Source organism: Bacillus sp. 275, from assembly GCF_001999205.1.
Lineage (GTDB): Bacteria > Bacillota > Bacilli > Bacillales > Bacillaceae > Bacillus > Bacillus velezensis.
Genome location: NZ_CP019626.1, coordinates 3,775,374 through 3,801,592 on the forward strand (window position 1 = coordinate 3,775,374; position 26,219 = coordinate 3,801,592).

Here is a 26,219-nt window from a genome sequence, read left to right on the forward strand (position 1 = left end):
GATGAAAAAAGTGGCAATGCTTGGAGCGGGAAGCTGGGGCACTGCACTTTCTTTAGTGCTGGCTGATAACGGACATCAAGTCATGATGTGGGGACACCGTGCCGAATTGATCGATCAAATCAACGAACTGCATGAAAACAAAGATTACCTGCCGGGGGTGGAGCTATCAAGTTCTATCATCGGTACAGCTGATTTAAGCGAGGCTTTAAAAGAAGCTGACTTCATCATTGTGGCAGTTCCGACAAAAGCCATTCGGGAAGTGCTGAAAAAGGCTCTGCCGTACATCCCGAAACAATCGATTTTTGTTCATGTCAGCAAAGGAATTGAGCCGGATTCGCTTCTCCGCATTTCAGAATTAATGGAAGAGGAGCTGCCTGAGGAGTACAGAAAAGACATCGTCGTGCTTTCAGGGCCGAGCCACGCTGAGGAAGTCGGATTAAGACACCCGACGACTGTTACATCATCTTCAAAAAATATCAAGGCTGCAGAAGCGGTTCAGGATTTATTTATGAACCAGCATTTCCGCGTCTATACCAATCCGGATATGATCGGTGTGGAAATAGGGGGAGCGTTAAAGAATATCATCGCTCTTGCAGCGGGGATTACAGACGGATTGGGATACGGAGATAATGCAAAAGCGGCCTTAATCACCCGAGGTCTTGCTGAAATCGCCAGACTCGGCACAAAGATGGGCGGAAATCCGCTCACCTTTTCCGGCCTGACCGGCGTAGGCGATTTAATCGTGACGTGTACAAGCGTTCATTCCCGAAACTGGCGCGCCGGCAACCTGCTCGGCAAAGGATATAAGCTGGAAGCTGTCCTGGATAAGATGGGGATGGTTGTTGAAGGCGTGCGGACGACGAAAGCTGCGTATCAGCTGTCTCAAAAATACCAAGTGAAAATGCCGATCACAGAGGCGCTTCACCAAGTATTATTTAACGGGCAGAAGGTAGAAACGGCCGTAGAATCCTTAATGGCCAGAGTGAAAACCCATGAGATGGAAGACTTGGTCAACACATTCGAAAACCGGGTGAAGTGACAATAACATGCCGTCAGCATATTCTGAAGTGACGAAAGTCCAAAACGCAGAACTCTCCGGCTGAAATCGCTTAAAACATTTGCTGATTTAGGCAGAAGAGGATGCAGACGTATGCATCTGCGCATACTATAGCATCGAAGTCCAAGAGAGTGTATCTCAGACGTACAGGTGAATATAGTCAACTTGACTGAAGCAAAGTCCCCCTCTTTGCTTCAGTTTTTTTGTTTTTTCAATAGATGGAAAACCTGTTGATCTTTTCAACATTTGTATATTAAAATGAAATATAACGCTTACAATGATGGAACGGGGGGCACGAACATGAGTGTGGCATTGATGAAAATGTGGTTTGCGCTTGGTGCTATGGGATTAATGTTTGTTGCGGTGGCCTCTATTTATGTCAGCAGGTACAAAGTGAAAAACAAACTGATAAAAGCAGCGGTTTCTTCACTCGCTTATGCCTGCATGGTCATCTCGGGATTGATCGTGTTAATGGTCGTTTTCAGCGGGCCTGTCAATGAATAAAGCAAAAAGGGGGCGCGGAATGCATAAGTTAAAAATGGCCGTCATAACGGCAATGGCGGTGCTTCTGCTGTCCGGCTGTCTGTACCCTGAAGCAAAAAAAACTGAAAATAAAGTATCTTACAAACATCAGCTTCAGCAGGTGCAAGCGGCAGTGGATGAATTTAAAAAGGCGAACGGCGGACTTCTGCCGATTCAGACAAAAGATATGAAAACACCGCTCTATCAAAAATATCCGATAGATTTTAAGCGGCTCGCGCCCAGATACATAGAGGAGCCGCCGGCCTCAGCTTATGAAAGCGGAGGAATGTACCAATACGTGCTTGTCGATGTGGAAAATAAGCCGACCGTCAAGCTGGTCGATCTCCAAATGGCGGAAGCAATCCGCGACATGAAGCTGCGCGTCAAAATGTATCAGGAAAAGCATACATATCCTCCTTATGAGGACGCCGTTTCAAAAGGGCTGTTCACTTTAAATAAAAAAAAGCTCGGCATGAAAGACTCTCCTTCAGTCAAAAGTCCGGTTTCAGGCACGTCTCTACCGCTTTTAATCGGCGCTGACGGAGAAATCTATGCCGACTATCGCGTTGATCTCGCCCGCTGCCTGAAGGAAAACAAAAAGAAAATCAAACCGGGCGCGGAAATTCAGGATATTTTATGGAAAGAGACTCCTTTCGTCCCGGCCTTTTCAGTCACATACACCGTAAATGAAAAACAGGAACCCGTTTTTTTAGAAAGTCAAACGAAACAGGAATGAACCTTTTTCCCGCGCATACAAATAGGGAGAAAGGTTTTTTTGATTTTGATAGAAAAGACTGCCTGAAAATTTTCTAAAGATGTCATATTGAAATAGGACAACGTCATACACATATAGTGTCCTGTATTTGATTGGAGAATGGTGAATGAAAAATGATAAGGATAGGAAGTCCGGGAGGGGATCACTTGGAAAAGGTCGATATTTTCAAGGATATCGCTGAACGAACAGGGGGCGATATATACTTAGGAGTCGTTGGCGCTGTCCGTACAGGGAAATCTACATTCATTAAAAAATTTATGGAGCTCGTGGTGCTCCCGAATATCAGCAATGAGGCCGACCGAGCGCGGGCGCAGGATGAGCTTCCGCAAAGCGCAGCAGGAAAAACGATAATGACCACAGAACCAAAATTTGTCCCGAATCAAGCCATGTCCGTTCATGTCGCGGAAGGACTTGATGTCAACATCCGTCTTGTGGATTGTGTGGGATATACGGTTCCCGGGGCGAAGGGATATGAGGATGAAAACGGCCCGAGAATGATCAATACACCTTGGTACGAAGAACCGATTCCCTTTCATGAGGCAGCGGAAATCGGTACGAGAAAAGTCATCCAGGAACACTCCACAATCGGGGTCGTCATTACGACAGACGGCTCAATCGGCGATATTGCGCGGGGCGATTACGTGGAAGCGGAAGAAAGAGTCATTGACGAGCTGAAGGAAGTCGGCAAACCGTTTATTATGGTTATCAACTCGGTAAAACCGTACCACCCGGAAACAGAAGCGCTCAGAGCTGAATTAAGCGCGAAATATGATATTCCCGTCCTCGCCATGAGTGTTGAAAGCATGCGGGAAACAGATGTGTTAAGCGTCCTCAGAGAAGCGCTTTATGAGTTCCCTGTGCTGGAAGTCAATGTCAACCTTCCGAGCTGGGTCATGGTGCTGAAAGAAAATCACTGGCTCAGAGAGAGCTACCAGGAATCAGTGAAAGAAACCGTAAAAGATATTAAACGCCTGCGCGATGTCGACCGGGTTGTCGGCCACTTCAGTGAATTTGAGTTTATTGAAAGCGCCGGATTGGCCGGAATCGAACTTGGCCAGGGTGTCGCAGAAATTGATTTGTATGCGCCGGATCATTTATATGACCAGATTTTAAAAGAAGTGGTCGGCGTTGAAATCCGCGGGAAAGACCACCTGCTTGAATTAATGCAGGACTTCGCCCACGCGAAAAAAGAATATGATCAGGTATCAGATGCGCTGAAAATGGTGAAACAGACCGGCTACGGCATTGCCGCCCCGGCCTTAGCCGATATGAGCCTTGATGAACCGGAAATCATCAGACAGGGATCAAGATTCGGAGTAAGGCTCAAAGCGGTCGCTCCGTCCATTCATATGATCAAAGTGGATGTGGAAAGTGAATTCGCGCCGATCATCGGGACGGAAAAACAAAGTGAAGAACTTGTCCGTTACTTAATGCAGGACTTTGAAGATGATCCGCTTTCTATCTGGAACTCCGATATTTTCGGCAGATCATTGAGCTCTATCGTAAGAGAAGGAATCTCCGCAAAACTGTCACTCATGCCGGAAAATGCGAGATATAAATTGAAAGAAACGCTGGAGAGAATTATTAACGAAGGCTCAGGCGGCCTGATCGCCATTATTTTGTAAGCTGAAGGACCTCTTCCTGAAACGGGGGGTCTTTTTTTATTCTTTTTAGATACTGGAAATCAATCAAGGATTAGGAGGAAAAAAGCAAAAAAAGGAATATTTGTTCGGTAAAACACGTGAAAACCTTGACGAGCAAGGGATTGAGGCTTTAAAATGCTTGATATGGCTTTTTATATGTGTTACTCTACATACAGAAAATCTTCACTTTGTTGGACAAACATTCCTCAAAGTGTCTGTTTTCTTTTGAAAAGCCGTTTACTTGTCTGTTCTTCCCTGCTTTGATTTTTTATCAGACAGGTTTAGAATCAGGCTGAACTGTGAAGAAATGATAATAAACTGCTGATTTGATACCCTTTTGGGAGGAGGTGAAAGGCATGAACAAGACAGAACTAATCAATGCGGTTGCTGAAGCAAGCGAATTGTCTAAAAAAGACGCTACAAAAGCAGTTGATTCTGTTTTTGATACGATTTTAGATGCACTTAAAAACGGTGATAAAATCCAACTGATCGGTTTCGGTAACTTTGAGGTGCGCGAGCGCTCTGCACGTAAAGGACGTAACCCGCAAACTGGTGAAGAAATCGAAATCCCTGCAAGCAAGGTACCTGCTTTCAAACCAGGTAAAGCTCTTAAAGACGCTGTTGCAGGAAAATAATTGTGAATATAGATCGTGTATGCATCTGATACATACACTTTGTTTCTTCACAGAAAAGCCCCTTGATAAAGGGGCTTTTCATATTTAAGCAGCCTCGGTCACCGGGCAGGACTTTCGTTTTGCTTTTGGCGCGGCAAATGTGCTAGAATCGAAATTAAATGTATTCAATGGTGGAGGACACAGACAATGAAAGAAGTTAATAAAGAACAGATTGAACAGGCGGTTCGCCAGATTTTAGAGGCGATTGGAGAAGACCCGGACCGGGAAGGGCTTTTAGATACGCCGAAACGCGTGGCGAAAATGTACGCGGAAGTATTCTCGGGATTAAATGAAGACCCGAAAGAACACTTTAAAACCGTTTTCGGAGAAGACCATGAGGAGCTTGTTCTTGTAAAAGATATCGCGTTTCATTCCATGTGTGAACATCACCTTGTTCCTTTTTACGGAAAAGCGCATATTGCCTACATTCCGCGCGGCGGCAAAGTGACGGGCCTGAGTAAATTGGCGCGGGCGGTGGAAGCCGTCTCAAAACGCCCGCAGCTGCAGGAGCGCATCACTTCAACGATTGCAGAAAGCATCGTAGAGACCTTAGATCCCCACGGCGTCATGGTTGTCGTCGAGGCTGAGCATATGTGCATGACAATGAGGGGCGTAAGAAAGCCAGGTGCAAAAACAGTGACTTCCGCTGTAAGAGGTATTTTTAAAGATGACGCAGCGGCGCGTTCCGAAGTGTTAGAACATATTAAACGTGCGGATTAATAATGATAGAGGGTGCAGATATGAATTCAAAGCATTCAAGTGATTTTGTCGTCATTAAAGCGGTCGAGGACGGCGTGAACGTCATCGGTTTAACGAGAGGAACGGATACGAAATTTCACCATTCCGAAAAACTGGACAAAGGCGAAGTGATTATCGCTCAGTTTACTGAGCATACCTCTGCCATCAAAGTGAGAGGCAACGCCCTCATCCAGACCGCTTACGGAGAAATGAACAGCGAAAAAAAATAAGCCGGCTGTTTCCCGCTTTTGCCAAATGCCCGCAAACGGCGGGAGAATACAGCCAATTTCTTTTTTTTATGCTATAATGATACCTGCGTATAATAATGACGAGTAAATCTCATACATATTAGAATAAATGTGAATTTGGGGACAAGGGTGATATTTTTGCAAGACATCTACGGAACTTTAGCGAATCTAAATACGAAATTAAAACAAAAGCTGTCTCATCCTTATTTAGCGAAACATATTTCTGCGCCTAAAATCGATGAGGATAAGCTTCTTCTTTTTCACGCTTTGTTTGAAGAGGCGGACATTAAGAACAACGACAGAGAAAATTACATAGTAACTGCGATGCTTGTCCAAAGCGCCCTTGATACCCACGATGAAGTGACAACAGCCAGAGCGTTAAAGCGAGACGAAAATAAAAACCGGCAGCTCACCGTGCTTGCCGGCGACTATTTCAGCGGACTGTATTATTCGCTTTTATCTGAAATGAAGGATATCTATATGATTCGGACGCTCGCTACGGCAATTAAAGAAATCAATGAGCATAAAATCCGTCTGTACGATCGGTCTGTCAATGACTTGAATCAATTGATCGAAAGCATGGCGATTGTGGAAGCGGCCCTGTTTCACAGAGTGTCAGACCACTTTAATCTTCCGCGCTGGAAAGAGCTGGCGAGTGATTTTTTTGTATATAAGCGGCTGATGAACGGCAATGCTATATTTCTCGATGTCATCGGCAATATTGTAAAGTCAGGGAAATCAAAGGCTGACATAATGGAAGATAGCTTCCGAAAGGCAAAGCAAAGCATTGAAACGCTGCTGCCGCTCAATTCACCAATCCAAAACCTCATGCTGAACCGGCTTAAAGCGATCAGCCAGGACAAAACATATCATCAGAAAGTGGAAGAAGGGTAATCAACATGCAGGAGTCAAAAGAACAGCGCGTACACGGCGTGTTTGAAAAAATCTATAAAAATTATGACCAAATGAACTCTGTTATCAGTTTTCAGCAGCATAAAAAATGGCGCGATAAAACGATGCAGATCATGAATGTAAAAGAAGGCGCAAAAGCGCTTGATGTCTGCTGCGGAACGGCTGACTGGACGATTGCCCTCGCAGAAGCGGCCGGAAAAAGCGGCGAAATCAAAGGACTGGATTTCAGCAAAAATATGCTGAGCATCGGTGAGAAAAAAGTGAAAGAGGGCGGTTACAGCCAAATTGAGCTTTTGCACGGAAATGCGATGGAGCTTCCTTTCGCTGATGATTCTTTTGATTTTGTCACCATCGGCTTCGGGCTGCGGAACGTTCCCGACTATCTGACCGTGCTGAAAGAAATGCGGCGGGTCGTCAAACCGGGCGGGCAGGTCGTATGCCTGGAAACATCCCAGCCGGAAATGTTCGGATTCAGACAGGCGTATTTTCTTTATTTTAAATACATCATGCCTTTCTTCGGAAAAATGTTTGCGAAGAGCTATAAAGAATATTCTTGGCTTCAAGAATCGGCAAGAGAATTTCCCGGTATGAAAGAACTTGCGCGTCTGTTTGAAGAAGCGGGCCTGACGAATGTCAAATACCATTCGTTTACCGGCGGAGTGGCCGCTACGCATATCGGTTGGAAATGATGAATATACAGATGTTTGGGTGAATGATATGAAATTTAAAATGGCCTATTCTTTTTTAAATGACGATATTGATGTGATCGAAAGGGAGCTTGAGCAAACGGTGCGGTCAGACTATCCTTTGCTGAGTGAAGCCGGGCTCCACCTGCTCCAGGCGGGCGGCAAGCGGATCCGTCCTGTTTTCGTATTGCTTTCCGGCATGTTTGGTGACTATGACATTAATAAAATAAAATATGTTGCGGTGACGCTGGAAATGATTCATATGGCGTCCCTCGTGCATGACGACGTCATTGATGACGCCGAGCTGCGGAGGGGAAAACCGACCATCAAAGCCAAGTGGGACAACCGCATCGCTATGTATACCGGTGATTATATGCTTGCGGGCTCACTTGAGATGATGACGAGATTGGATGAGCCGAAAGCCCACCGGATCCTGTCCAAAACCATCGTAGAAGTATGCCTCGGAGAAATTGAACAGATCAGAGATAAATACAATATGGAACAAAACCTCAGAACCTATTTGCGCCGCATCAAACGGAAAACGGCTCTTCTCATTGCCGTCAGCTGCCAGCTCGGCGCCATCGCTTCGGGAGCTGATGAGAAGATTCACAAAGCATTATATTGGTTCGGTTATTACGTGGGCATGTCCTATCAGATTATTGACGACATTCTTGATTTCACTTCAACGGAAGAGGAACTGGGAAAACCGGTCGGAGGGGATCTGCTGCAAGGAAATGTCACTCTGCCCGTTTTGTACGCGCTCCGTCAGCCTGAATTGAAAAATCAGCTGAAATTAATTAACAGTGAAACAACACAGGAGCAGCTCGCCCCCATTATTGAAAATATTAAACGCACAGACGCGATTGAAAAATCAATGGCCGTCAGTGACAGGTACTTAAAAAAAGCGTTTGAAAAACTGAATACACTGCCGAGAGGACGTGCGCGCTCATCATTGGCCGCCATCGCCAAATATATCGGCAAACGGAAATTTTAAATTCCTTTTACGAACAAGATGTGAACATTCTCCGCCCTGGATTGATTAATTGTCAGAAAGATGTTACGATTTCGGTGTGCAACTTGAAAGCCTATACATAATGATGGGGTGGAGAATCTTATGGAAAAAACTTTTATCATGGTAAAACCGGACGGCGTACAGCGCCAGCTGATCGGAGAGATTTTATCCAGATTTGAGCGTAAGGGCTTACAATTGGCAGGAGCCAAGCTAATGCAAGTTTCAGAACAGATGGCTGAAAACCATTATGCTGAACATAAAGGGAAGCCGTTTTTCAGCGAGCTTGTGGAATTCATTACATCAGGACCCGTATTTGCAATGGTATGGGAAGGGGAAAATGTAGTAGAGATCACAAGACAGCTGATCGGAAAAACGAACCCGAAAGATGCACTGCCGGGCACGATCCGCGGTGACTACGGCATGTTTGTCGGCAAAAATATCATTCACGGTTCAGACTCCTTAGAAAGCGCTGAGCGGGAAATTGACATTTTCTTCAAACAGGAAGAGCTTGTACCGTATCAAAAATTAATGGCCGACTGGGTGTACTAAGCCGTCAGCCTTTCTTTTTCTCTTGTTATGAAAAGGTTTACATATTTTAAGAAAGACAGAGGCTGCGCTGCCCTGTCTTTTCATTTCTCACAAATCAGCCCGCGGGCTGATTTTTTTATTGAAATCGTACAAATTAGAAAGAAAACAGGCTATACTAGGACAAAAGACAGCGAGATTGGGAGAGAAGCAATGGAGCCTTACGACATTTTTATCACCAAGTGGAAACAAATAACCGGCGTTGATTTATCTTTATACAAAGAAGCACAGATGAAAAGGCGGCTGACGTCCCTTTATGAAAAGAAGGGGTTCAGAGATTTTCAGGAATTTGCCGCCGCTTTGGAAAAGGACAAGCTTTTATTAAACGAAACATTGGACAGAATGACGATCAATGTTTCTGAATTTTACCGAAATTATAAACGGTGGGAAGTTCTTGAAACCTCAATTCTTCCGTTAATAAAGCATAAAAAACCGTTAAAAATATGGAGTGCGGCCTGTTCAACGGGAGAGGAGCCCTATACTTTGGCTATGATTCTCAATCAGCAGACGGGACTGGCCGGATTTGATATATTGGCGACAGATATTGATGAAAAGGCGTTAAGCAAAGCCAAGCGGGGCATCTATCAGGAACGCTCGCTGCAAGAGGTGCCGGCTTCCGTGAAAAGCCGTTATTTCACTAAGCAGGCTGACAGCAGTTATCAAGTAAAACAAGAGATTCAGAAAAACATCCGGTTTAAGCGGCACAACCTGCTTGCCGACAGCTATGAACAAGATTTTGATCTGATCGTCTGCCGCAACGTCTTTATTTATTTTACTGAAAAAGCAAAAGAAGAGCTGTATGTGAAAATGGCGGGCAGTCTGAAAAAGAACGGAATTCTGTTTGTAGGCAGTACAGAACAAATTTTCAGCCCTGAAAAATTCGGCCTTGAGAGCACTGATACATTTTTTTATCAAAAAAGATAGAAGACATTTAATGAAAACTTGTGGTATAGTTTTACTTAAAAGCGTTAATGCGATGAAGGGAGAAGAAAGAAATGAGATACTTAACAGCCGGAGAATCACACGGTCCGCAGCTGACGACAATTATAGAAGGTGTGCCTGCGGGGCTTTATATAACTGAAGAAGACATTAATTTTGAGCTTGCCAGACGTCAAAAAGGGCACGGCCGCGGACGCCGCATGCAGATTGAAACGGACAGAGCGAAGATCACAAGCGGCGTGCGGCATGCCCGGACACTCGGTTCACCGATCGCGCTCGTTGTAGAAAATAAAGACTGGACCCACTGGACAAAAATTATGGGCGCCGCACCGATTACAGAAGAAGAAGAAAGTGAAATGAAACGCCAGATTTCAAGACCGAGACCGGGGCACGCAGATTTGAACGGTGCTATTAAGTATAATCACCGTGATATGAGAAATGTGTTAGAACGATCTTCCGCGCGTGAGACAACGGTTCGCGTAGCTGCCGGAGCCGTCGCTAAAAAGATTTTAGCGGAGCTTGGCATTAAAGTCGCCGGGCATGTCCTGCAAATCGGCAGCGTAAAAGCAGAGAAAACCGATTACACATCCATTGAGGATCTCAAACGGGTAACGGAAGAATCACCGGTCAGATGCTACGATGAAGAAGCAGGCCGTCAAATGATGGCAGCCATTGATGAAGCGAAGGCAAACGGCGACTCGATCGGCGGAATCGTTGAAGTGATCGTCGAAGGTATGCCGGTCGGTGTCGGAAGCTATGTCCACTATGACCGTAAGCTGGACAGCAAGCTCGCTGCTGCCGTTCTGTCGATTAACGCGTTTAAAGGCGTAGAGTTCGGCATCGGTTTTGAAGCGGCCGGCAAAAACGGCAGTGAAGTTCATGATGAAATCGTATGGGATGAAGAGAAAGGCTATACACGCGCCACAAACAGGCTCGGAGGATTAGAAGGCGGTATGACGACGGGAATGCCGATTGTCGTCCGCGGCGTTATGAAACCGATCCCTACTTTGTACAAGCCGCTGAAAAGCGTCGACATTGAAACGAAAGAACCGTTTACAGCGAGCATTGAACGTTCAGACAGCTGCGCGGTTCCGGCAGCAAGCGTAGTGGCTGAAGCAGCAGTGGCCTGGGAAATCGCAAATGCAGTCGTCGAACAATTCGGGCTTGACCAGATCGACCGCATTAAAGAAAATGTTGAAAACATGAAAAAACTATCGAGGGAATTCTGATGAAAGAGCTTGAGGTTCGGACAGCTTCCTCCGCATATCCCGTGTATATCGGTGAAGGCATAAGGAAACAGGCCGCTGCCCTTTTGTCTTCACTGAACAGGCCGCTGACAAAGATCCTTCTCATCATCGATGCTGAAGTTGACCGGCTTTACGGTGATGAGATGTTCCGGCTTTTAAACGAAACATGGCCCGTGAAAAAAGTGATCGTTCCAAGCGGAGAAGAAGCGAAGTCTCTAAAAGAGTATGAACGGATTCAAACGGAAGCGATCGCTTTCCATATGGACCGCTCCTCATGTATGATCGCCTTCGGAGGCGGCGTGACGGGTGATTTGGCCGGCTTTTGCGCAGCAACTTTTATGCGCGGAATTGATTTCATTCAAATGCCGACGACACTGCTTGCCCATGACAGCGCGGTCGGCGGCAAGGTGGCCGTCAACCATAAACTCGGAAAGAACTTAATCGGCGCGTTTTATCAGCCGAAAGCGGTGATTTACGATACGGAGCTTCTGAAAACCCTGCCGGAACAAGAGCTGAGATCGGGCATGGCTGAAGTGATCAAACACGCATTTATCGCCGATCATGCTTTTTTAGAAAAACTTCTCACGTTTGACACGTTGCAAGGACTGACAAGCGCTGAGCTGAATGAAATGATTTATAAAGGAATTTCAATCAAATCGGCTGTCGTGCGTGAGGACGAAAAGGAAGAGGGGATAAGAGCTTTTCTGAATTTCGGCCATACGCTCGGCCATGCCGTTGAGGCGGAATACGGTTACGGCCGGATTACACATGGAGATGCGGTCGCCCTCGGCATGCAGTTTGCCCTTTACGTGAGTGAACAGGTTGCGGGTTGCAAGATGAACAGGAAAGAACTCACACAATGGCTGATTGGGCTCGGCTACCCGGGAAGCATCAGACAAGATATTGAAACGCCGGTTCTCTCCGCCCGGATGATGAATGATAAAAAAACGCGCGGAGGCATGACACAGTTTATCGTGTTAAAGGAATTAGGCGAAGCGCGGGACTGCATGCTTTCAAAGGATGAGCTCGAAAATTTGCTGAACAAATGGCGAATGGAGGAAACAGCATGATGATACGCGGCATTCGCGGAGCAACAACGGTGGAACAAGACACCGAACAAGAAATTTTAGAAAAAACACAGCAGCTGCTTGAAAAAATCATTGAACAAAATGGATGCAAGCCGGAAGACGTTGTACAGATCCTGTTATCTGCCACGCCTGATATCCATTCCGTATTTCCGGCAAAAGCGGTCCGCCGCCTTTCCGGGTGGCAGTACGTCCCGGTGACGTGCATGCAGGAAATGGATGTCACCGGCGCTCTGCAAAAGTGTATCCGTGTCCTGATGACGGTTCAGACGGATACGCCTCAGGATGAAATCAAGCATGTCTATTTAGAAAAAGCCGTTGTGTTAAGGCCGGATTTATCATTGACAAAAAATACTGACATGTAATACGATAAACAAAGCTTAGAAATACACAAGAGTGTGTATAGAGCTGGTAAGTAAGACATTGAACAGTTGAGTTTAGAATAGGGTAGCAGAGAATGAGTTTAGCTGAGCTGAGATAAACACGTTTTTATTCTGCCCAAAAGAAGCCTTTCTTTTGGGTTTATTTCTTATACGCAAGACTCCTCTCACTCTTCATCTCATTCTCCTTACCGTAAGGAGGAGAATCATGAATTTACAATCGGATGTTTCTTTATTTTTAAAGGACAGTCTGACACACCGCACCATTCCAATCGCAGAGACTTTTACGGTCGACACGATCACACCCATTCAGATGGTTGAAAAACTGGACAGAAACATTACGTATCTTTTAGAAAGCAAGGATGAGTCGTCAAGCTGGTCGAGATACTCTTTTATCGGCCTTGATCCTTTTATCACCATTAAAGAGAGTCATAACACATTCACTGCCGCTGATCCAAACGGGCATACGCTGTTTGAAGCCGGAGAATTAAAAGCCGTGCTTGACTGGATGAATGAGAGCTTCCGCATTAAAACACCCGAGCTTGATATCCCATTTTCGGGAGGGGCGGTCGGTTATCTTAGCTATGACATGATTCCTTTGATTGAGCCTTCCGTGCCAAGCCACGCGAAAGTAACAGATTTCGAAAAATGTATGCTGTTTGTCTGCCGGAAAATCATCGCGTACGACCACGAAACGAAACAAGTGCATTTCATTCAATATGCGGCGCTTAACGGCCGGGAGACGGAGGAAGAAAAGCGGGCCGTTTTTAAAGAAAATTGCGCGGAGCTTCGTAAGCTTATCGGTATTTTGACAGAATCGAAAGATATGAAAGAGCCGTTTTTTTCTAAAGAAACGTTTGACACGCCAAGTTTTGCCGCTGTGACATCCAATTATACGAAAGAAGAGTTTATGGCCGGCGTCAATAAACTGAAAGAATATATAAAAGCGGGAGACATTTTTCAAGGGGTGCTTTCGCAAAAGTTTGACATTCCGGTATCCAGACATTCATTTGAGCTGTACAGGGTGCTCCGCATCATCAATCCTTCACCCTATATGTACTATATCAAACTGCCTGACAGAGACATTGTCGGTAGTTCGCCTGAACGTCTGATCCGCGTGCATGACAGGCACCTGGAAATTCATCCGATTGCCGGAACGAGAAGAAGGGGCGCCGGAAAAAAAGAAGATGAACGCCTGAAAAAAGAGCTGATGAATGACGAAAAAGAAAAAGCTGAACATTACATGCTCGTCGATCTTGCGCGCAATGACATTGGCAGAGTTGCGGAGTACGGTTCCGTAGCCGTTCCGGAATTCACAAAGGTCGTTTCTTTTTCACATGTGATGCACATCATCTCTGTTGTAACCGGCCGTTTAAAGCAGGGCGTCCATCCCGTTGACGCGCTGATGTCGGCATTCCCGGCAGGAACACTCACGGGCGCTCCGAAAATCCGCGCGATGCAGCTTTTAAATGAATTAGAACCGACTTCCAGAGAAACCTACGGCGGATGTATCGCTTATATCGGATTTGACGGGTCAATTGATTCGTGTATTACCATCCGCACCATGAGTGTCAAAAACGGTACGGCGTCGGTGCAGGCGGGTGCGGGAATAGTCGCCGATTCCGTCCCTGAAGCCGAATATGAAGAAAGCTGTAACAAAGCGGGGGCGCTTTTAAAAACGATTCAAATTGCAGAAGACATCTTTTCTGGCGGGGAGGAGAAGACGGATGAACAAATTTCTGCAATCGTGCGTTAATGGCCGTACGCTGAAAACCGGAGAAGCCGAAAAGCTGATGGAGATGATGATGAACGGGGACATGTCGCAGTCTGAGATCGGCGGGATTTTATCGGTATTAGCCCACCGAGGTGAAACGGCGGAGGAGCTTGCCGGATTTGTAAAAGTGATGCGGGCGCGGGCACAGACATCAGGTGGCTTGGCGGATGTCGTTGATACGTGCGGAACAGGCGGAGACGGGATTTCTACGTTTAACATATCCACGGCAGCGGCGATTACAGCTTCTGCCGCCGGAGCTAAAGTTGCCAAGCACGGAAATCGCTCCGTTTCGTCTAAAAGCGGCAGCGCGGATGTGCTGGAAAAGCTGGGGGTTTCCATTCAAGCCACTCCAGAAAGCGTTAAACGCAGCATTGAAATGAAACAAATGGGGTTTTTGTTTGCGCCGCTGTTTCATTCGTCAATGAAGCACGTCGCCGCCGCAAGAAAAGAGCTTGGCTTCCGAACCGTATTTAATCTGCTGGGCCCGCTCAGCAACCCGCTGCAGGTGAAGCGGCAGGTGATCGGCGTCTATTCATTAGATAAAGCGCGCCTGATGGCAAGCGCGTTGGAACAATTTGATGTCAGACACGTCATGCTTGTGTCGGCCCGTGACGGATTAGATGAACTGTCCATCACAGCACCGACCGATATCATTGAACTGAAAAACGGTGAACGTCTGGAATATTCCGTTTCACCTGAACAATTCGGTTTTGCAGAAGGTTCACTAAAGGATATTCAAGTGAGTTCATCGGAAGAAAGCGCGCTCCTCATTCAGAATATTTTTGCAAATGAAGCTCCGTCATCCGCTCTGCATATTACCGCCTTAAATGCGGGCGCGGCCATTTATACGGCAGGTCTTGCAAACGATCTGAAAGAAGGAACGAAAACCGCCTTAGAAGCGATTCAAAACGGAGATGCCAAAAGGCAGCTCGAACGTCTGAAACAGAAAGAGGAAGAAATGTATGCTTGATCAAATCATTCAGCAGAAAAAAGAAGAAATCAAATCCATCGTGCTGCCGGAAACCTGTCAAATTGAACGGAGATCCTTTAAAAAAGCGCTCCTGAACCCGAACCGTTTTATCGGGCTGATCGCCGAAGTGAAAAAAGCTTCGCCGTCTAAAGGATTGATTAAAGAGCATTTTGTTCCGGAAACGATTGCGGCGGATTATGAAGCGGCTAAAGCCGACGCCCTTTCGGTTCTCACGGATACCCGTTTTTTTCAGGGGAGAAATCAATTTCTGACAGATGTTAAACAAACCGTGTCTCTCCCCGTGCTGAGAAAAGATTTTATTATTGATTCCCTTCAAGTGGAGGAATCGTTCAGGATCGGCGCCGATGCCATTTTGCTGATCGGGGATGCGCTGGAACCTTCAGAGCTTCATGAGCTTTATCTGGAAGCCCGCGAGAAGGGAATGGACGTTCTCGTTGAAGTCCATGATGAAACTGTGCTTGAACGGATTTTACAAGTGTTTCAGCCGGACATTCTCGGCATAAACAACCGGGACTTAAAAACGTTCCGTACTTCTGTTTCGCAAACGGAAAAAATAGCGCAGCTTGTACCGGACGGCTGCCTGCTGGTCAGCGAAAGCGGCATCGGTTCTTTGGCTGACCTGCAATTCGTCAACAAGCACGGGGCACAGGCTGTATTGGTCGGAGAATCCTTAATGAGAGAGGATTCGCAGCAAAAGGCGATCCGCGGACTGTTCGGGGAGTGATGATATGAAAAAGCCTGAGGTAAAGTACTGCGGGATACGATCGAAGCGTGATTACGAACTTGCGGCAGCTTCAGGAGCGGATTATCTGGGATTTATTTTTGCCGCAAGCAAACGGAGAGTAACGCCGGATGAGGTCCGGAAATGGAAAGAGCAGGTCCGGACAGACAAGAAACATGTCGGAGTATTTGTAAATGAAACGATAGAAAACATCGCGCAAATCGCCTCTGATCTGGCACTTGACGCCATCCAGCTTCACGGTGATGAATCGCCTGAGGATGCCCTCCGTCTCCGTCCGCTTGTGCGCTCGGAGATATGGAAAGCGCTCCATCACGGGGAAGGGACGCTTCGTCAGATGGCTCAATTTGCACCTGCTGTCGACGGATATGTCATTGATTCTTCAGTAAAAGGAATGAGAGGCGGCACGGGAATCGCGTTTTCATGGGCTCGTGTCCCCTTGTACCGAAAGCAGGCTCAAAATGCAAACAAGCGCTGTTTTATTGCGGGCGGCGTTAATCCTGAAACGATTACCGGCTTACTGAGATCGCGTCCGTGCGGTATAGATCTTGCCAGCGGAATTGAAAAAAACGGACAAAAGGATCAAACACTGATCCGGCTTTTAGAAGAAAGGATGAACCACTATGTATCCATATCCAAATGAAATCGGAAGATACGGCGAATTCGGCGGCAAATTTGTCCCTGAAACATTGATGCGGCCTCTTGAGGAAATCGAAACGGCTTTCAAAGAATTAAAGAATGATCCCGTTTTTCATGCCGAATATAAAAAGCTATTGTTTGATTACTCCGGAAGACCGACCGCATTAACGTTCGCAGACAGGGTGTCAGAGTATTTGGGAGGGGCGAAAATCTATCTGAAAAGAGAAGATTTAAACCATACCGGCTCTCATAAAATTAACAACGCGTTAGGCCAGATTCTGCTTGCCAAAAAGATGGGCAAAACGAAAATTATCGCCGAAACCGGTGCGGGACAGCACGGTGTGGCTGCCGCAACAGCCGCCGCAAAATTCGGTTTTAAGTGTACAGTTTTTATGGGTGAAGAAGACGTTGCACGCCAGTCGCTGAACGTATTCCGGATGAAACTGCTCGGCGCGGAAGTGGTGCCGGTCACAAGCGGCAACGGCACGCTGAAAGATGCGACGAATGAGGCGATCAGGTATTGGGTCCAGCATTGTGAAGATCATTTCTACCTTATCGGTTCTGTAGTGGGGCCGCATCCGTATCCGTATATCGTTCGCGAATTTCAGAAAATCATCGGCGAGGAAGCGAAAGAACAGCTCCGCCGGGTTGAAGGAACGCTCCCGGACAAGGTTGTTGCATGTGTCGGCGGCGGAAGCAATGCGATGGGCATATTTCAGGCCTTTTTAGACGAAGATATTGAGCTGATCGGCGCCGAGGCTGCCGGAAAAGGAATTAATACGCCGCTGCATGCGGCAACGATCGCAAAAGGGACGCTCGGGGTGATTCACGGTTCAATGACCTATTTAATACAAGATGAATACGGGCAGATTATCGAACCGTATTCCATTTCAGCAGGCCTTGATTACCCGGGGATCGGCCCTGAGCACGCCTATCTGCATAAAAGCGGCCGTGTAACGTACGAAAGCGTGACAGACGATGAAGCGATTGCCGCGTTACGTCTGCTTTCTGAAACAGAAGGTATTCTTCCGGCTATTGAATCTGCCCACGCTCTGGCAAAAGCGTTTGAAATGGCAAAAGACATGGATAAAGACAAAATCATTCTCGTCAGTTTGTCGGGAAGAGGAGATAAAGACGTTCATACGCTGATGAATGTTTTGGAAAACGGGGTGGGGACACATGTTTAATCTGCGAGATTCTGAAAAATTATTTATCCCTTTTATTACAGCTGGCGATCCGCTTCCTGACATTTCTGTTGAGCTGGCAATATCATTGCAGAATGCAGGCGCCTCTGCCCTTGAAATCGGCGTTCCTTACACAGATCCGCTTGCGGACGGACCCGTCATACAACGGGCTTCAAAACGGGCTCTGGAAAACGGAATGAATATCGTAAAAGCCATTGAACTTGGCGGCAAAATGAAAAAAAACGGCGTTCATATTCCAATTATCCTCTTTACGTATTATAATCCTGTGTTACAATTAGAAAAAGAATACTTTTTCGCTTTACTGCGGGAAAACGACATAGACGGTCTGCTTGTACCCGACCTTCCATTAGAGGAAAGCGCCCTTTTGCAAATGACATGCAAAAAGGAGAACATCGCTTATATCTCTCTGGTTGCGCCGACAAGTGAAGACCGTTTGAAAATAATTACTGAACAGGCCTGCGGCTTTGTGTATTGTGTATCCTCTTTAGGAGTGACGGGCGTACGCAGCGAATTCGACCCGTCTGTATACTCTTTCATACGTAAGGTGAAAGAATTCAGCCCTGTTCCGGTGGCGGTCGGTTTTGGCATTTCAAACCGCAAACAGGTTGACGGGATGAATGAAATATCTGACGGTGTCGTTGTCGGTAGCGCGCTTGTCAAAAAAGTTGAAGAGCTTAAAACAAAGCTTGTGAATCCCGGAACAAGAGCTGATGCGCTTCTTGAATTTGAAGAATACGCAAAGACGTTCGGACGACTGTACAGTGTAAAATGAGGTGACTGGATTTGCAGATTAAAGAACAGCTGCGGCAGCTGAAACCGTATCAGCCGGGCAAACCAATAGAAGAAGTGAAAATGGAATACGGGCTTGAGAAAGTAGTAAAACTCGCTTCTAACGAAAATCCGTTCGGCTGTTCACAGGCCGCTAAAGATGCGCTGCATCAGGAGATTGAGCAGCTTGCGCTGTATCCCGACGGTTACAGTGCCGCTTTGAGAACACGGATCAGTGAGCATCTGCAGGTCAGTGAATCTTCGATCATTTTTGGCAACGGCTCTGATGAGCTTGTGCAGATTATCTGCCGTTCTTTATTAAATGATCAAGCAAACACGATTACCGCCGCCCCGACTTTCCCGCAATACAGACACAATGCGGTGATTGAAGGCGCTGAGGTGCGCGAGGTGCCGCTCCGCAGTGACGGCGCTCATGATTTGGACCGGATGCTGGAAGCAATTGACGGCGGGACGAAAGTCATATGGGTATGCAACCCCAATAATCCGACGGGGACATATACTTCTGAGCAAGAGCTAATTGCCTTTTTAAACAGAGTTCCCGAGCATATACTCGTTGTACTTGATGAAGCGTACTACGAGTATGTTACGGCGGAAGATTATCCAGAAAGCATTCCGCTTTTAAAGCAATATCCGAATGTTATGATCCTCCGCACCTTCTCTAAAGCGTACGGACTTGCCGCGCTGCGCGTCGGATACGGCATTGCGGACGAAGCACTGATCCGCCAGATTGAACCGGCGAGAGAGCCGTTCAATACGAGCAGAATCGGTCAGGCTTCGGCACTGGCAGCGCTTGATGACCAGACATTTATTCAGGAATGCGTCGAGAAAAATAAAGCAGGCCTTAAGCAGTATTATGATTTTGCAGAAACTCACGGATTAACTTGTTATCCTTCACAAACCAACTTTGTGCTCATTGATTTTAACCGCCCGGCGGATGAACTGTTCCAAGCCCTGTTGGAAAAAGGATATATCGTCCGCTCGGGACAGGCGCTCGGATTTCCGACAGCGTTAAGGATTACGGTCGGTACGAAAGAGCAGAATGAGGAAATTCTCACAATTTTAGCTGAAATATTATAAGAGGTGATCAAGCATCACCTCTTTGCTCTATTAAAATAGTTGAAAAAGGAAATGAGTGAAATGAAGGATACTATATTGCTTGCGGGGATCGGGCTGATCGGCGGATCGATCGCATTGGCCATCAAAAAGGAGCATCCGCATAAACGGATTATCGGTGTGGATATTTCGGAAGAACAGCTCACTGCCGCGCTGAAGCTCGGAATTATTGACGAGCGGGCCGGCTCATTTACGGAAGGGGCGCAGCAAGCGTCTGTTGTCATTATCGCCACGCCTGTCGCCCAAACGCTGAAAATGCTCGATGTGCTGGCCGCATCAGACATCACCCATGAACTCCTGATTACGGATGTGGGCAGCACGAAACAGAAAGTCGTCAGCTACGCCGACAAAGTGCTTCCGGCTCACTATCAATTTGTCGGCGGTCATCCGATGGCGGGATCTCATAAATCCGGGGCCGCTGCCGCGAAAGAATTTTTATTCGAAAATGCGTTTTACATTTTAACACCCGGAAAATCAACTTCTAAAGAGTCAGTAACGCATCTGAAGGAACTCTTGAAAGCGGCAAACGCCCACTTTGTGGAGATGACTCCCGAGGAGCATGACGGCGTAACGAGCGTCATCAGCCATTTCCCTCATATCGTTGCTGCAAGCCTCGTACATCAGGCTCATCATGCTGAAGAAGATTATCCGTTTTTGAAACGTTTCGCAGCCGGCGGTTTTCGGGACATCACCAGGATCGCCTCAAGCAGCCCGGCGATGTGGAGGGACATACTTCTTCATAACAAAGATAAACTGCTTGACCGCTTCAAAGAATGGAAACGGGAGATTGACACGATCGAATCTTATGTTGAAAATGAAGATGCGGACAGCCTGTTCGGATATTTTAAAAAAGCGAAAGATTATCGCGACGGTCTGCCGCTCCGTCAAAAAGGAGCGATCCCGTCCTTTTATGACCTTTATGTCGATGTTCCCGATCATCCGGGGGTCATTTCGGAAATTACGGCGATATTGGCAGAAGAAAAAATCAGTATCACCAACATCCGCATTATCGAAACAAGAGAAGATATTAACGGAATTCTCAGAATCAGTTTCCAGACTGATGATGACCGGAAGCGTGCGGAAACCTGCATTAAATCCCGCGCCAAATATGACACATTTTACGCTGACTGAGGTGGAAAACATTGAAAAGAGAAAAAGTGACGTCTTTAAACGGTGAAATTCATATTCCGGGGGATAAATCCATCTCCCACCGTTCTGTTATGTTCGGAGCGCTTGCGGAAGGAACCACAACGGTAAAAAACTTTTTGCCCGGAGCCGATTGTCTGAGCACCATTGCCTGCTTCAGAAAAATGGGTGTCTCCATTGAACAAAACGGAAGTGATGTAACGATATACGGGAAGGGCATTGACGCACTTTGTGAGCCTGACAGCCTTCTTGATGTCGGAAATTCCGGCACGACCATCCGCCTGATGCTCGGCATTTTAGCCGGACGCCCATTTCACAGTACGGTAGCGGGCGACGAAAGTATTGCAAAGCGCCCGATGAAGAGGGTGACGGAGCCTTTAAAACAGATGGGAGCCGCGATTGACGGAAGAGCGGACGGAGGATTTACGCCTTTATCCGTAAGAGGCGGACAATTGAAAGGCATTGATTACGTCTCCCCTGTTGCAAGCGCGCAGATCAAATCCGCCGTGCTGCTTGCCGGATTGCAGGCTGAAGGGACGACGACCGTCACTGAGCCTCATAAATCAAGAGACCATACGGAACGGATGCTGAACGCTTTTGGCGCCGAGCTTGCGGAAACGGAGACGAGCGCTTCCGTAACGGGCGGTCAGAAGCTTCAGGGGGCTGATATTTTCGTGCCCGGCGATATTTCTTCAGCAGCCTTTTTCCTTGCGGCAGGCGCTGTCGTTCCCGGAAGCCGGATTGTGCTGAAAAACGTCGGCCTGAACCCGACACGCACAGGAATGATTGATGTCTTAAAGCAAATGGGAGCTTCACTTGAAGTGATTCCTTCAGGAGCGGACAGCGCGGAGCCTTACGGAGACCTGGTTATTGAAACTTCAGCTCTGAAAGCGGCAGAAATCGGCGGAGAAATCATTCCCCGTTTAATTGACGAGATCCCGATTATCGCCCTTTTGGCAACGCAGGCTGAAGGCACAACTGTCATTAAAGACGCTGCGGAGCTGAAGGTGAAGGAAACGAACCGGATCGACACCGTCGTATCAGAGCTCCGGAAAATCGGCGCAGACATTGAACCGACTGAAGACGGCATGAAAATACACGGCAAAAAAACGCTTGCGGGCGGAGCCGATGTGTCAAGCCACGGTGACCACCGCATCGGCATGATGCTCGGTGTCGCTTCATGCCTGACAGAAGAGCCGATTGACATCTGTGATACTGAGGCAATCCATGTCTCATATCCGACATTTTTTGAGCATTTAGATCAATTAGCCAAAAAAGCCTGAAGACGATTCTTCGGGCTTTTTTCTTCATGTGTCATAAAACTTTGGGCTTTGACATAGCTTGTCTTAAACAGAAAATAACAGAAAGGGGGAATGCGTTTTCGTTACAGAAACAGCCGGAACAAATTGCGCTGTTTGCGTATAAAGATGCCGTCCCCTTTTTTGCCGTTTTCCTCTTAACCATTTTCTGATAAACTATAATGCCGGGTGAAGCATCTTATTTGCGGGCAGGCCCTGTCTGAATTATGATAAGAATAACCCGAATAAAAACCCTTTTCATTGGTTGATGAGGTATAGGAAAAGAAAGGACCGGTCTGATTTGAATACATTGATCCAAGAAGCCATAAAATTAGTTGAAGCAGGTGAAACCGAAAAGGGACTAAAAGCGCTTTCAAAAGCTGAAACGCAGCTTCATGACGAAGACAAAGCCATTGCAGCCCAGCTCTACTATGAATGGGGAAACGCCGAAAAAGCGTTAGCGCTGATCAGTGATCTGCATGACCTTTATCCGGATGAGTCTGAGCTGACGAATTTTTACGCCGAATTGTTAATAGATATTGATGAAGAAGAAAAAGCTCTTGAGGTGCTGGAGACAATTTCTCCGGAAGACCCGTCTTACGCGGAGAGCCTTCTTTTAATGGCTGATCTGTATCAGATGCAGGGCTTATTTGAAGTAAGTGAGCAAAAGCTGTTACAGGCGAAAGCGATGTTACAAGATGAACCTGTTATTGATTTCGCTCTGGGGGAATTATACTTCACTCAGGGATCATACGCAAAAGCCGTTCCTTACTATGAAGAGACGGCAAAAGAACGGCACGAAATCGGCGGCGTAAATGTTCATCAGAGGCTGGCTGAGTCATTGAGCGCGGCGGGTGAATTTGAGGAAGCGATTTCATGGTATGAAAAAGCGGCGGCAGAACATACAGAACCGAATACGATTTTCGGGTACGGGTTCACAGCCTATCAGGCGGGAATGGTCAAAACAGCCATCAAGCAGCTGTCTGATTTAAAAGGGCTTGATCCTTCCTATTCATCGCTTTATATGCCGCTTGCAAAAAGCTACGAGGCAGAAGGCATGTATGAAGATGCATTAAAAACCGCTAAAGAAGGTATTACTTACGATGAATACAATAAAGAGCTTTTTCTCTATGCGGCGAAAATGGCGTTAAAGCTCGGCAACGAAGAGGAAGGCAAAAAGCTTCTTCAGGAAGCGCTGGCGCTCGATCCGGGTTACGTGGAAGCGCTCCATACGCTTTTAGCCGTCTATCATAAAGAAGAAAGCTTTGAAGAGATTATTGATCTGATTCAGGAAGTCCGCGGCTACGGAGAAGAAGATCCGAAATACAATTGGTATTTGGCGGGTGCTTATACAGGCCTTGAGCAATACGCTGAAGCGAAAAAAAGCTTCGAAGCTGCGTATCTCCATTATCAGGATGATCGGGATTTCTTATATGAATACGCTCACTTCTTATTGGAAGAGGGTCTCCAGAAAGAAGCGCTGCCGCTTTTAAAACAAGTGCTTTCAATGGATGGAACAAACGAAGAGCTTGAAGAAACAATCTTACGGATAGAGGATGAATTTTTAAGATAAGCAGGATTTTGGACCATGCTTGCTGAATGTATAAGTGATGTCAGATTATACGATCGATAGAGGAGGGAATTACATGCAGACCCCTGTTTCTGTCAATGAAAAAAAGGATTTTATCCGTTGGTTTTTAAATCATTATCAGCTTAAACGCCGGGAGTGCGTCTGGATTTTAAATTATTTAATGAGTCATGATTCATTAATGGAAAAAGTCCATTTTGTAGAACAAGCCGAATTTTGCCCGAGAGGCATTATCATGTCTACTCATTGCGTTGATGAGGTGCCGTTTAGGTTTTACAAAGAAAATGTCATGACTACGGACGCGGAAAAATCTTTTCACGACATCCGGTTAAATAAACAGCAGGATTTATTTATCCAGCTGAATTTCCGTTCGGCCTACAGCTCACCGGAATATGCCGCTGTTCTTGAATCAAATCCGCATCTGCCGAAAGACCTGTTTGAAAATAAACAGGATCAGGGGATGGCCGAAAAAATATTAGAACATGCCATCTCCACTTTCCGGCGGGAAAAGCTGCTTAAAGATATCGACGAGGCGCTGGACCGCCACGACAAAGAAACATTTGAAAAGCTTTCCCGCCAATTGAATCAGCTCACATAAATGACAGCCTTGCAGAATATGCAAGGCTTGTTGCGTAAAGAGGAGGAACGAGACATGAGATGGAGGGCCGCTGATGCCGATGCCTATTTACAATCTGCGGATTACATTGATACCGCTGTCATTCCGTTAATTTCCATAACATCTTCAGGAGGCTTAAAAGAGGCCGTTGAACAGGGGGAAAGCACCCAATTGCTTTCTGAAGAGCTTGAGCGCCAATTGAAGGGACGGGTATATTTATTCCCCTCTTATACATATGTTGATATAGACCAATCACAAATCGCCCTGCTTCAAAAACTCAAAGACGAGGTGATGACCAACTTTCGGCACGTCTTGTTCCTGACGGCAGACGAAAAATGGAAGTATTTTGAAATAGGGTCTGATGTCATATACATACCTGCCGTTCCGTTTGAACATATGAAAGACTCTTTAAAGAGAAAAATTGCGGATGATAAGTGCGGAGAAATTTTGAACGTTTTGTTACAGAAGTGGAACAATTCTTAAAAACACCAGGCATCCCGCAAAACACCCGTTTTGCCTCTGTTGACCTTGCTGAAAGATTCATATATTATGAGGGTGTTAAATCTCAGAATTATTTTCTATTTTAGTTAATTTTTGGTCAATCTTTAGGGGGGGAAGAGATGGGCGGAAAACAAGATATATCAAGAAGACAATTTTTAAACTATGCGCTCACCGGCGTGGGGGGATTTATGGCCGCCAGTGCGCTTATGCCCATGGTCCGTTTTGCGCTGGACCCGGTATTAAAACCGACGGGAGATCAAAAAATGGTGCAGGTTGTCAGTGTGGATGAGCTGACGAAGGAGCCGAAGCGGTTTGACTTTAAAATTCATCAAGTCGACGCCTGGTACGAATCGGAAGAATCCAGGTCAGCCTGGGTTTATAAGCATGGGGATGAAATTATAGCGCTTTCTCCGATCTGTAAGCATTTGGGCTGCACCGTAAACTGGAACAATGATCCTAAAAATCCGAACAAGTTCTTTTGTCCCTGCCATTACGGGCTGTATGAAAAAGACGGCACGAACGTTCCGGGCACGCCGCCGCTCGCGCCTCTTGACCGTTATGAGCAAAAAGTAAAGGACGGCTTTTTGTATCTTGGAAAAGCAAAGCCTAGGGGGGAAGGGTGACATGCTGAACAAAATTTATGACTGGGTGGATGAACGTCTCGATATTACGCCGATGTGGCGGGATATCGCCGACCATGAAGTGCCGGAACATGTAAATCCCGCTCACCATTTCTCGGCTTTTGTCTATTGTTTCGGCGGTTTGACGTTTTTTGTAACCGTTATCCAAGTGTTGTCCGGGATGTTTTTAACGATGTATTATGTGCCGGATATAAAAAACGCGTGGGAATCTGTGTATTATTTGCAGAATGAAGTCGCTTTCGGGCAGATTGTAAGGGGTATGCACCATTGGGGTGCAAGTTTAGTCATTGTGATGATGTTTTTACATACGCTGCGGGTTTTCTTTCAGGGAGCTTATAAAAAGCCTCGGGAATTGAACTGGATCGTCGGTGTTCTGATCTTTTTTGTGATGCTCGGTCTCGGTTTTACAGGGTATCTGCTTCCATGGGATATGAAGGCGCTGTTTGCGACAAAGGTAGGTCTTCAGATTGCGGAGGCGACGCCATTGATCGGAGCGCAGGTGAAAACTCTTCTTGCCGGCCACCACGATATTGTCGGCGCCCAAACGCTGACGAGATTTTTTGCGATTCACGTATTTTTTCTCCCTGCCGCTTTGTTTGCGCTCATGGGCGCCCACTTTGTCATGATCCGCAAGCAGGGAATTTCAGGACCGCTTTAATACAAATCTGATATAAAA

29 protein-coding genes are annotated in these 26,219 nt (G+C 46.5%); all 29 read left to right on the forward strand.

The window, feature by feature from the left end:
- Position 1 precedes the first annotated feature (1 nt).
- The 29 genes from BZ167_RS18535 (at position 2) to qcrB (ending at position 26,201) form a co-directional block, all read left to right on the forward strand.
- Positions 2–1,039 carry an NAD(P)H-dependent glycerol-3-phosphate dehydrogenase gene (locus BZ167_RS18535; protein WP_061860673.1) on the forward strand — a complete coding sequence of 346 codons (1,038 nt, stop codon included), beginning with the start codon at positions 2–4 and terminating at the stop codon, positions 1,037–1,039.
- A gap of 318 nt (positions 1,040–1,357) precedes the next feature.
- A complete protein-coding gene (locus BZ167_RS18540) occupies positions 1,358–1,561 on the forward strand; it encodes a DUF2768 domain-containing protein (protein WP_003153435.1) in 204 nt (67 codons plus the stop codon).
- 19 nt (positions 1,562–1,580) lie between these two features.
- A complete protein-coding gene (locus BZ167_RS18545; RefSeq protein WP_003153436.1) occupies positions 1,581–2,315 on the forward strand; it encodes a YphF family lipoprotein in 735 nt (244 codons plus the stop codon).
- A 185-nt stretch (positions 2,316–2,500) separates the two neighbouring features.
- The gene (gene spoIVA / locus BZ167_RS18550; protein WP_007409454.1) at positions 2,501–3,979 is read left to right on the forward strand and encodes a stage IV sporulation protein A; all 1,479 of its coding nucleotides are present in this window, start codon (positions 2,501–2,503) and stop codon (positions 3,977–3,979) included.
- 374 nt (positions 3,980–4,353) lie between these two features.
- A complete protein-coding gene (hbs, locus tag BZ167_RS18555; protein WP_003153447.1) occupies positions 4,354–4,632 on the forward strand; it encodes a non-specific DNA-binding protein Hbs in 279 nt (92 codons plus the stop codon).
- Positions 4,633–4,818: 186 nt separating this feature from the next.
- Positions 4,819–5,391 (forward strand): GTP cyclohydrolase I FolE, encoded by a 573-nt coding sequence (gene folE, locus BZ167_RS18560; protein WP_003153448.1) that lies wholly within the window; start codon positions 4,819–4,821, stop codon positions 5,389–5,391.
- 20 nt (positions 5,392–5,411) lie between these two features.
- A complete protein-coding gene (gene mtrB / locus BZ167_RS18565) occupies positions 5,412–5,639 on the forward strand; it encodes a trp RNA-binding attenuation protein MtrB (protein ID WP_003153449.1) in 228 nt (75 codons plus the stop codon).
- A 156-nt stretch (positions 5,640–5,795) separates the two neighbouring features.
- Complete coding sequence (gene hepS / locus BZ167_RS18570; RefSeq protein ID WP_007409455.1) at positions 5,796–6,551, forward strand: heptaprenyl diphosphate synthase component 1; 756 nt, start codon at positions 5,796–5,798, stop codon at positions 6,549–6,551.
- 5 nt (positions 6,552–6,556) lie between these two features.
- Positions 6,557–7,258 carry a demethylmenaquinone methyltransferase gene (gene menG, locus BZ167_RS18575; RefSeq protein WP_003153453.1) on the forward strand — a complete coding sequence of 234 codons (702 nt, stop codon included), beginning with the start codon at positions 6,557–6,559 and terminating at the stop codon, positions 7,256–7,258.
- A gap of 28 nt (positions 7,259–7,286) precedes the next feature.
- A complete protein-coding gene (hepT, locus tag BZ167_RS18580; RefSeq protein WP_003153454.1) occupies positions 7,287–8,249 on the forward strand; it encodes a heptaprenyl diphosphate synthase component II in 963 nt (320 codons plus the stop codon).
- Positions 8,250–8,369: 120 nt separating this feature from the next.
- Positions 8,370–8,816 (forward strand): nucleoside-diphosphate kinase, encoded by a 447-nt coding sequence (gene ndk, locus BZ167_RS18585; protein ID WP_015417727.1) that lies wholly within the window; start codon positions 8,370–8,372, stop codon positions 8,814–8,816.
- A gap of 189 nt (positions 8,817–9,005) precedes the next feature.
- Positions 9,006–9,776, forward strand: a complete 771-nt coding sequence (locus BZ167_RS18590; RefSeq protein WP_007409457.1) for a protein-glutamate O-methyltransferase — start codon at positions 9,006–9,008, stop codon at positions 9,774–9,776.
- Positions 9,777–9,847: 71 nt separating this feature from the next.
- Positions 9,848–11,020 (forward strand): chorismate synthase, encoded by a 1,173-nt coding sequence (aroC, locus tag BZ167_RS18595; protein ID WP_003153459.1) that lies wholly within the window; start codon positions 9,848–9,850, stop codon positions 11,018–11,020.
- Complete coding sequence (aroB, locus tag BZ167_RS18600) at positions 11,020–12,108, forward strand: 3-dehydroquinate synthase (protein ID WP_015417725.1); 1,089 nt, start codon at positions 11,020–11,022, stop codon at positions 12,106–12,108. Before aroC ends, aroB begins: the two co-directional genes overlap by 1 nt.
- Positions 12,105–12,488, forward strand: a complete 384-nt coding sequence (gene aroH / locus BZ167_RS18605) for a chorismate mutase (protein WP_003153463.1) — start codon at positions 12,105–12,107, stop codon at positions 12,486–12,488. The genes aroB and aroH overlap by 4 nt, the downstream gene beginning before the upstream one ends.
- 223 nt (positions 12,489–12,711) lie before the next feature.
- Positions 12,712–14,259 carry an anthranilate synthase component I gene (gene trpE, locus BZ167_RS18610; RefSeq protein WP_061860672.1) on the forward strand — a complete coding sequence of 516 codons (1,548 nt, stop codon included), beginning with the start codon at positions 12,712–12,714 and terminating at the stop codon, positions 14,257–14,259.
- The gene (gene trpD / locus BZ167_RS18615) at positions 14,231–15,247 is read left to right on the forward strand and encodes an anthranilate phosphoribosyltransferase (protein ID WP_033574724.1); all 1,017 of its coding nucleotides are present in this window, start codon (positions 14,231–14,233) and stop codon (positions 15,245–15,247) included. Before trpE ends, trpD begins: the two co-directional genes overlap by 29 nt.
- A complete protein-coding gene (gene trpC, locus BZ167_RS18620) occupies positions 15,240–15,992 on the forward strand; it encodes an indole-3-glycerol phosphate synthase TrpC (protein WP_061860671.1) in 753 nt (250 codons plus the stop codon). Before trpD ends, trpC begins: the two co-directional genes overlap by 8 nt.
- A 4-nt stretch (positions 15,993–15,996) precedes the next feature.
- Positions 15,997–16,650, forward strand: coding sequence for a phosphoribosylanthranilate isomerase (locus tag BZ167_RS18625; RefSeq protein ID WP_015417721.1), 654 nt, complete (start codon positions 15,997–15,999; stop codon positions 16,648–16,650).
- On the forward strand, positions 16,631–17,833 hold the full coding sequence (gene trpB / locus BZ167_RS18630) for a tryptophan synthase subunit beta (RefSeq protein ID WP_060674337.1): 1,203 nt from the start codon (positions 16,631–16,633) through the stop codon (positions 17,831–17,833). The genes BZ167_RS18625 and trpB overlap by 20 nt, the downstream gene beginning before the upstream one ends.
- Positions 17,826–18,623 (forward strand): tryptophan synthase subunit alpha, encoded by a 798-nt coding sequence (gene trpA / locus BZ167_RS18635; protein WP_007409464.1) that lies wholly within the window; start codon positions 17,826–17,828, stop codon positions 18,621–18,623. The genes trpB and trpA overlap by 8 nt, the downstream gene beginning before the upstream one ends.
- 11 nt (positions 18,624–18,634) lie before the next feature.
- Positions 18,635–19,717, forward strand: a complete 1,083-nt coding sequence (hisC, locus tag BZ167_RS18640) for a histidinol-phosphate transaminase (protein WP_061860670.1) — start codon at positions 18,635–18,637, stop codon at positions 19,715–19,717.
- Positions 19,718–19,768: 51 nt separating this feature from the next.
- Positions 19,769–20,884, forward strand: coding sequence for a prephenate dehydrogenase (locus BZ167_RS18645; RefSeq protein ID WP_060674393.1), 1,116 nt, complete (start codon positions 19,769–19,771; stop codon positions 20,882–20,884).
- A gap of 11 nt (positions 20,885–20,895) precedes the next feature.
- Positions 20,896–22,182 (forward strand): 3-phosphoshikimate 1-carboxyvinyltransferase, encoded by a 1,287-nt coding sequence (aroA, locus tag BZ167_RS18650; protein WP_060674333.1) that lies wholly within the window; start codon positions 20,896–20,898, stop codon positions 22,180–22,182.
- A gap of 316 nt (positions 22,183–22,498) precedes the next feature.
- The gene (locus BZ167_RS18655; protein WP_014418250.1) at positions 22,499–23,770 is read left to right on the forward strand and encodes a tetratricopeptide repeat protein; all 1,272 of its coding nucleotides are present in this window, start codon (positions 22,499–22,501) and stop codon (positions 23,768–23,770) included.
- A 73-nt stretch (positions 23,771–23,843) separates the two neighbouring features.
- Positions 23,844–24,383 (forward strand): ReoY family proteolytic degradation factor, encoded by a 540-nt coding sequence (locus BZ167_RS18660; protein ID WP_015417715.1) that lies wholly within the window; start codon positions 23,844–23,846, stop codon positions 24,381–24,383.
- Between the two features lie 54 nt (positions 24,384–24,437).
- A complete protein-coding gene (locus BZ167_RS18665; protein WP_061860669.1) occupies positions 24,438–24,884 on the forward strand; it encodes a YpiF family protein in 447 nt (148 codons plus the stop codon).
- A gap of 137 nt (positions 24,885–25,021) precedes the next feature.
- On the forward strand, positions 25,022–25,525 hold the full coding sequence (locus BZ167_RS18670; RefSeq protein ID WP_003153484.1) for a Rieske (2Fe-2S) protein: 504 nt from the start codon (positions 25,022–25,024) through the stop codon (positions 25,523–25,525).
- A 1-nt stretch (position 25,526) separates the two neighbouring features.
- The gene (gene qcrB / locus BZ167_RS18675; RefSeq protein ID WP_003153485.1) at positions 25,527–26,201 is read left to right on the forward strand and encodes a menaquinol-cytochrome c reductase cytochrome b subunit; all 675 of its coding nucleotides are present in this window, start codon (positions 25,527–25,529) and stop codon (positions 26,199–26,201) included.
- Positions 26,202–26,219: the final 18 nt, after the last annotated feature.

Excerpts from the sequence above, each read along its gene's own strand:
- BZ167_RS18535 (WP_061860673.1), top strand. The coding sequence starts at position 2 with ATGAAAAAAGTGGCAATGCTTGGAGCGGGAAGCTGGGGCACTGCACTT.
- BZ167_RS18540 (WP_003153435.1), top strand. The coding sequence starts at position 1,358 with ATGAGTGTGGCATTGATGAAAATGTGGTTTGCGCTTGGTGCTATGGGA.
- BZ167_RS18545 (WP_003153436.1), top strand. The coding sequence starts at position 1,581 with ATGCATAAGTTAAAAATGGCCGTCATAACGGCAATGGCGGTGCTTCTG.
- hbs (WP_003153447.1), top strand. The coding sequence starts at position 4,354 with ATGAACAAGACAGAACTAATCAATGCGGTTGCTGAAGCAAGCGAATTG.
- folE (WP_003153448.1), top strand. The coding sequence starts at position 4,819 with ATGAAAGAAGTTAATAAAGAACAGATTGAACAGGCGGTTCGCCAGATT.
- mtrB (WP_003153449.1), top strand. The coding sequence starts at position 5,412 with ATGAATTCAAAGCATTCAAGTGATTTTGTCGTCATTAAAGCGGTCGAG.
- menG (WP_003153453.1), top strand. The coding sequence starts at position 6,557 with ATGCAGGAGTCAAAAGAACAGCGCGTACACGGCGTGTTTGAAAAAATC.
- hepT (WP_003153454.1), top strand. The coding sequence starts at position 7,287 with ATGAAATTTAAAATGGCCTATTCTTTTTTAAATGACGATATTGATGTG.
- ndk (WP_015417727.1), top strand. The coding sequence starts at position 8,370 with ATGGAAAAAACTTTTATCATGGTAAAACCGGACGGCGTACAGCGCCAG.
- BZ167_RS18590 (WP_007409457.1), top strand. The coding sequence starts at position 9,006 with ATGGAGCCTTACGACATTTTTATCACCAAGTGGAAACAAATAACCGGC.
- aroC (WP_003153459.1), top strand. The coding sequence starts at position 9,848 with ATGAGATACTTAACAGCCGGAGAATCACACGGTCCGCAGCTGACGACA.
- aroB (WP_015417725.1), top strand. The coding sequence starts at position 11,020 with ATGAAAGAGCTTGAGGTTCGGACAGCTTCCTCCGCATATCCCGTGTAT.
- aroH (WP_003153463.1), top strand. The coding sequence starts at position 12,105 with ATGATGATACGCGGCATTCGCGGAGCAACAACGGTGGAACAAGACACC.
- trpE (WP_061860672.1), top strand. The coding sequence starts at position 12,712 with ATGAATTTACAATCGGATGTTTCTTTATTTTTAAAGGACAGTCTGACA.
- trpD (WP_033574724.1), top strand. The coding sequence starts at position 14,231 with ATGAACAAATTTCTGCAATCGTGCGTTAATGGCCGTACGCTGAAAACC.
- trpC (WP_061860671.1), top strand. The coding sequence starts at position 15,240 with ATGCTTGATCAAATCATTCAGCAGAAAAAAGAAGAAATCAAATCCATC.
- BZ167_RS18625 (WP_015417721.1), top strand. The coding sequence starts at position 15,997 with ATGAAAAAGCCTGAGGTAAAGTACTGCGGGATACGATCGAAGCGTGAT.
- trpB (WP_060674337.1), top strand. The coding sequence starts at position 16,631 with ATGTATCCATATCCAAATGAAATCGGAAGATACGGCGAATTCGGCGGC.
- trpA (WP_007409464.1), top strand. The coding sequence starts at position 17,826 with ATGTTTAATCTGCGAGATTCTGAAAAATTATTTATCCCTTTTATTACA.
- BZ167_RS18645 (WP_060674393.1), top strand. The coding sequence starts at position 19,769 with ATGAGTGAAATGAAGGATACTATATTGCTTGCGGGGATCGGGCTGATC.
- BZ167_RS18660 (WP_015417715.1), top strand. The coding sequence starts at position 23,844 with ATGCAGACCCCTGTTTCTGTCAATGAAAAAAAGGATTTTATCCGTTGG.
- BZ167_RS18665 (WP_061860669.1), top strand. The coding sequence starts at position 24,438 with ATGAGATGGAGGGCCGCTGATGCCGATGCCTATTTACAATCTGCGGAT.
- BZ167_RS18670 (WP_003153484.1), top strand. The coding sequence starts at position 25,022 with ATGGGCGGAAAACAAGATATATCAAGAAGACAATTTTTAAACTATGCG.
- qcrB (WP_003153485.1), top strand. The coding sequence starts at position 25,527 with ATGCTGAACAAAATTTATGACTGGGTGGATGAACGTCTCGATATTACG.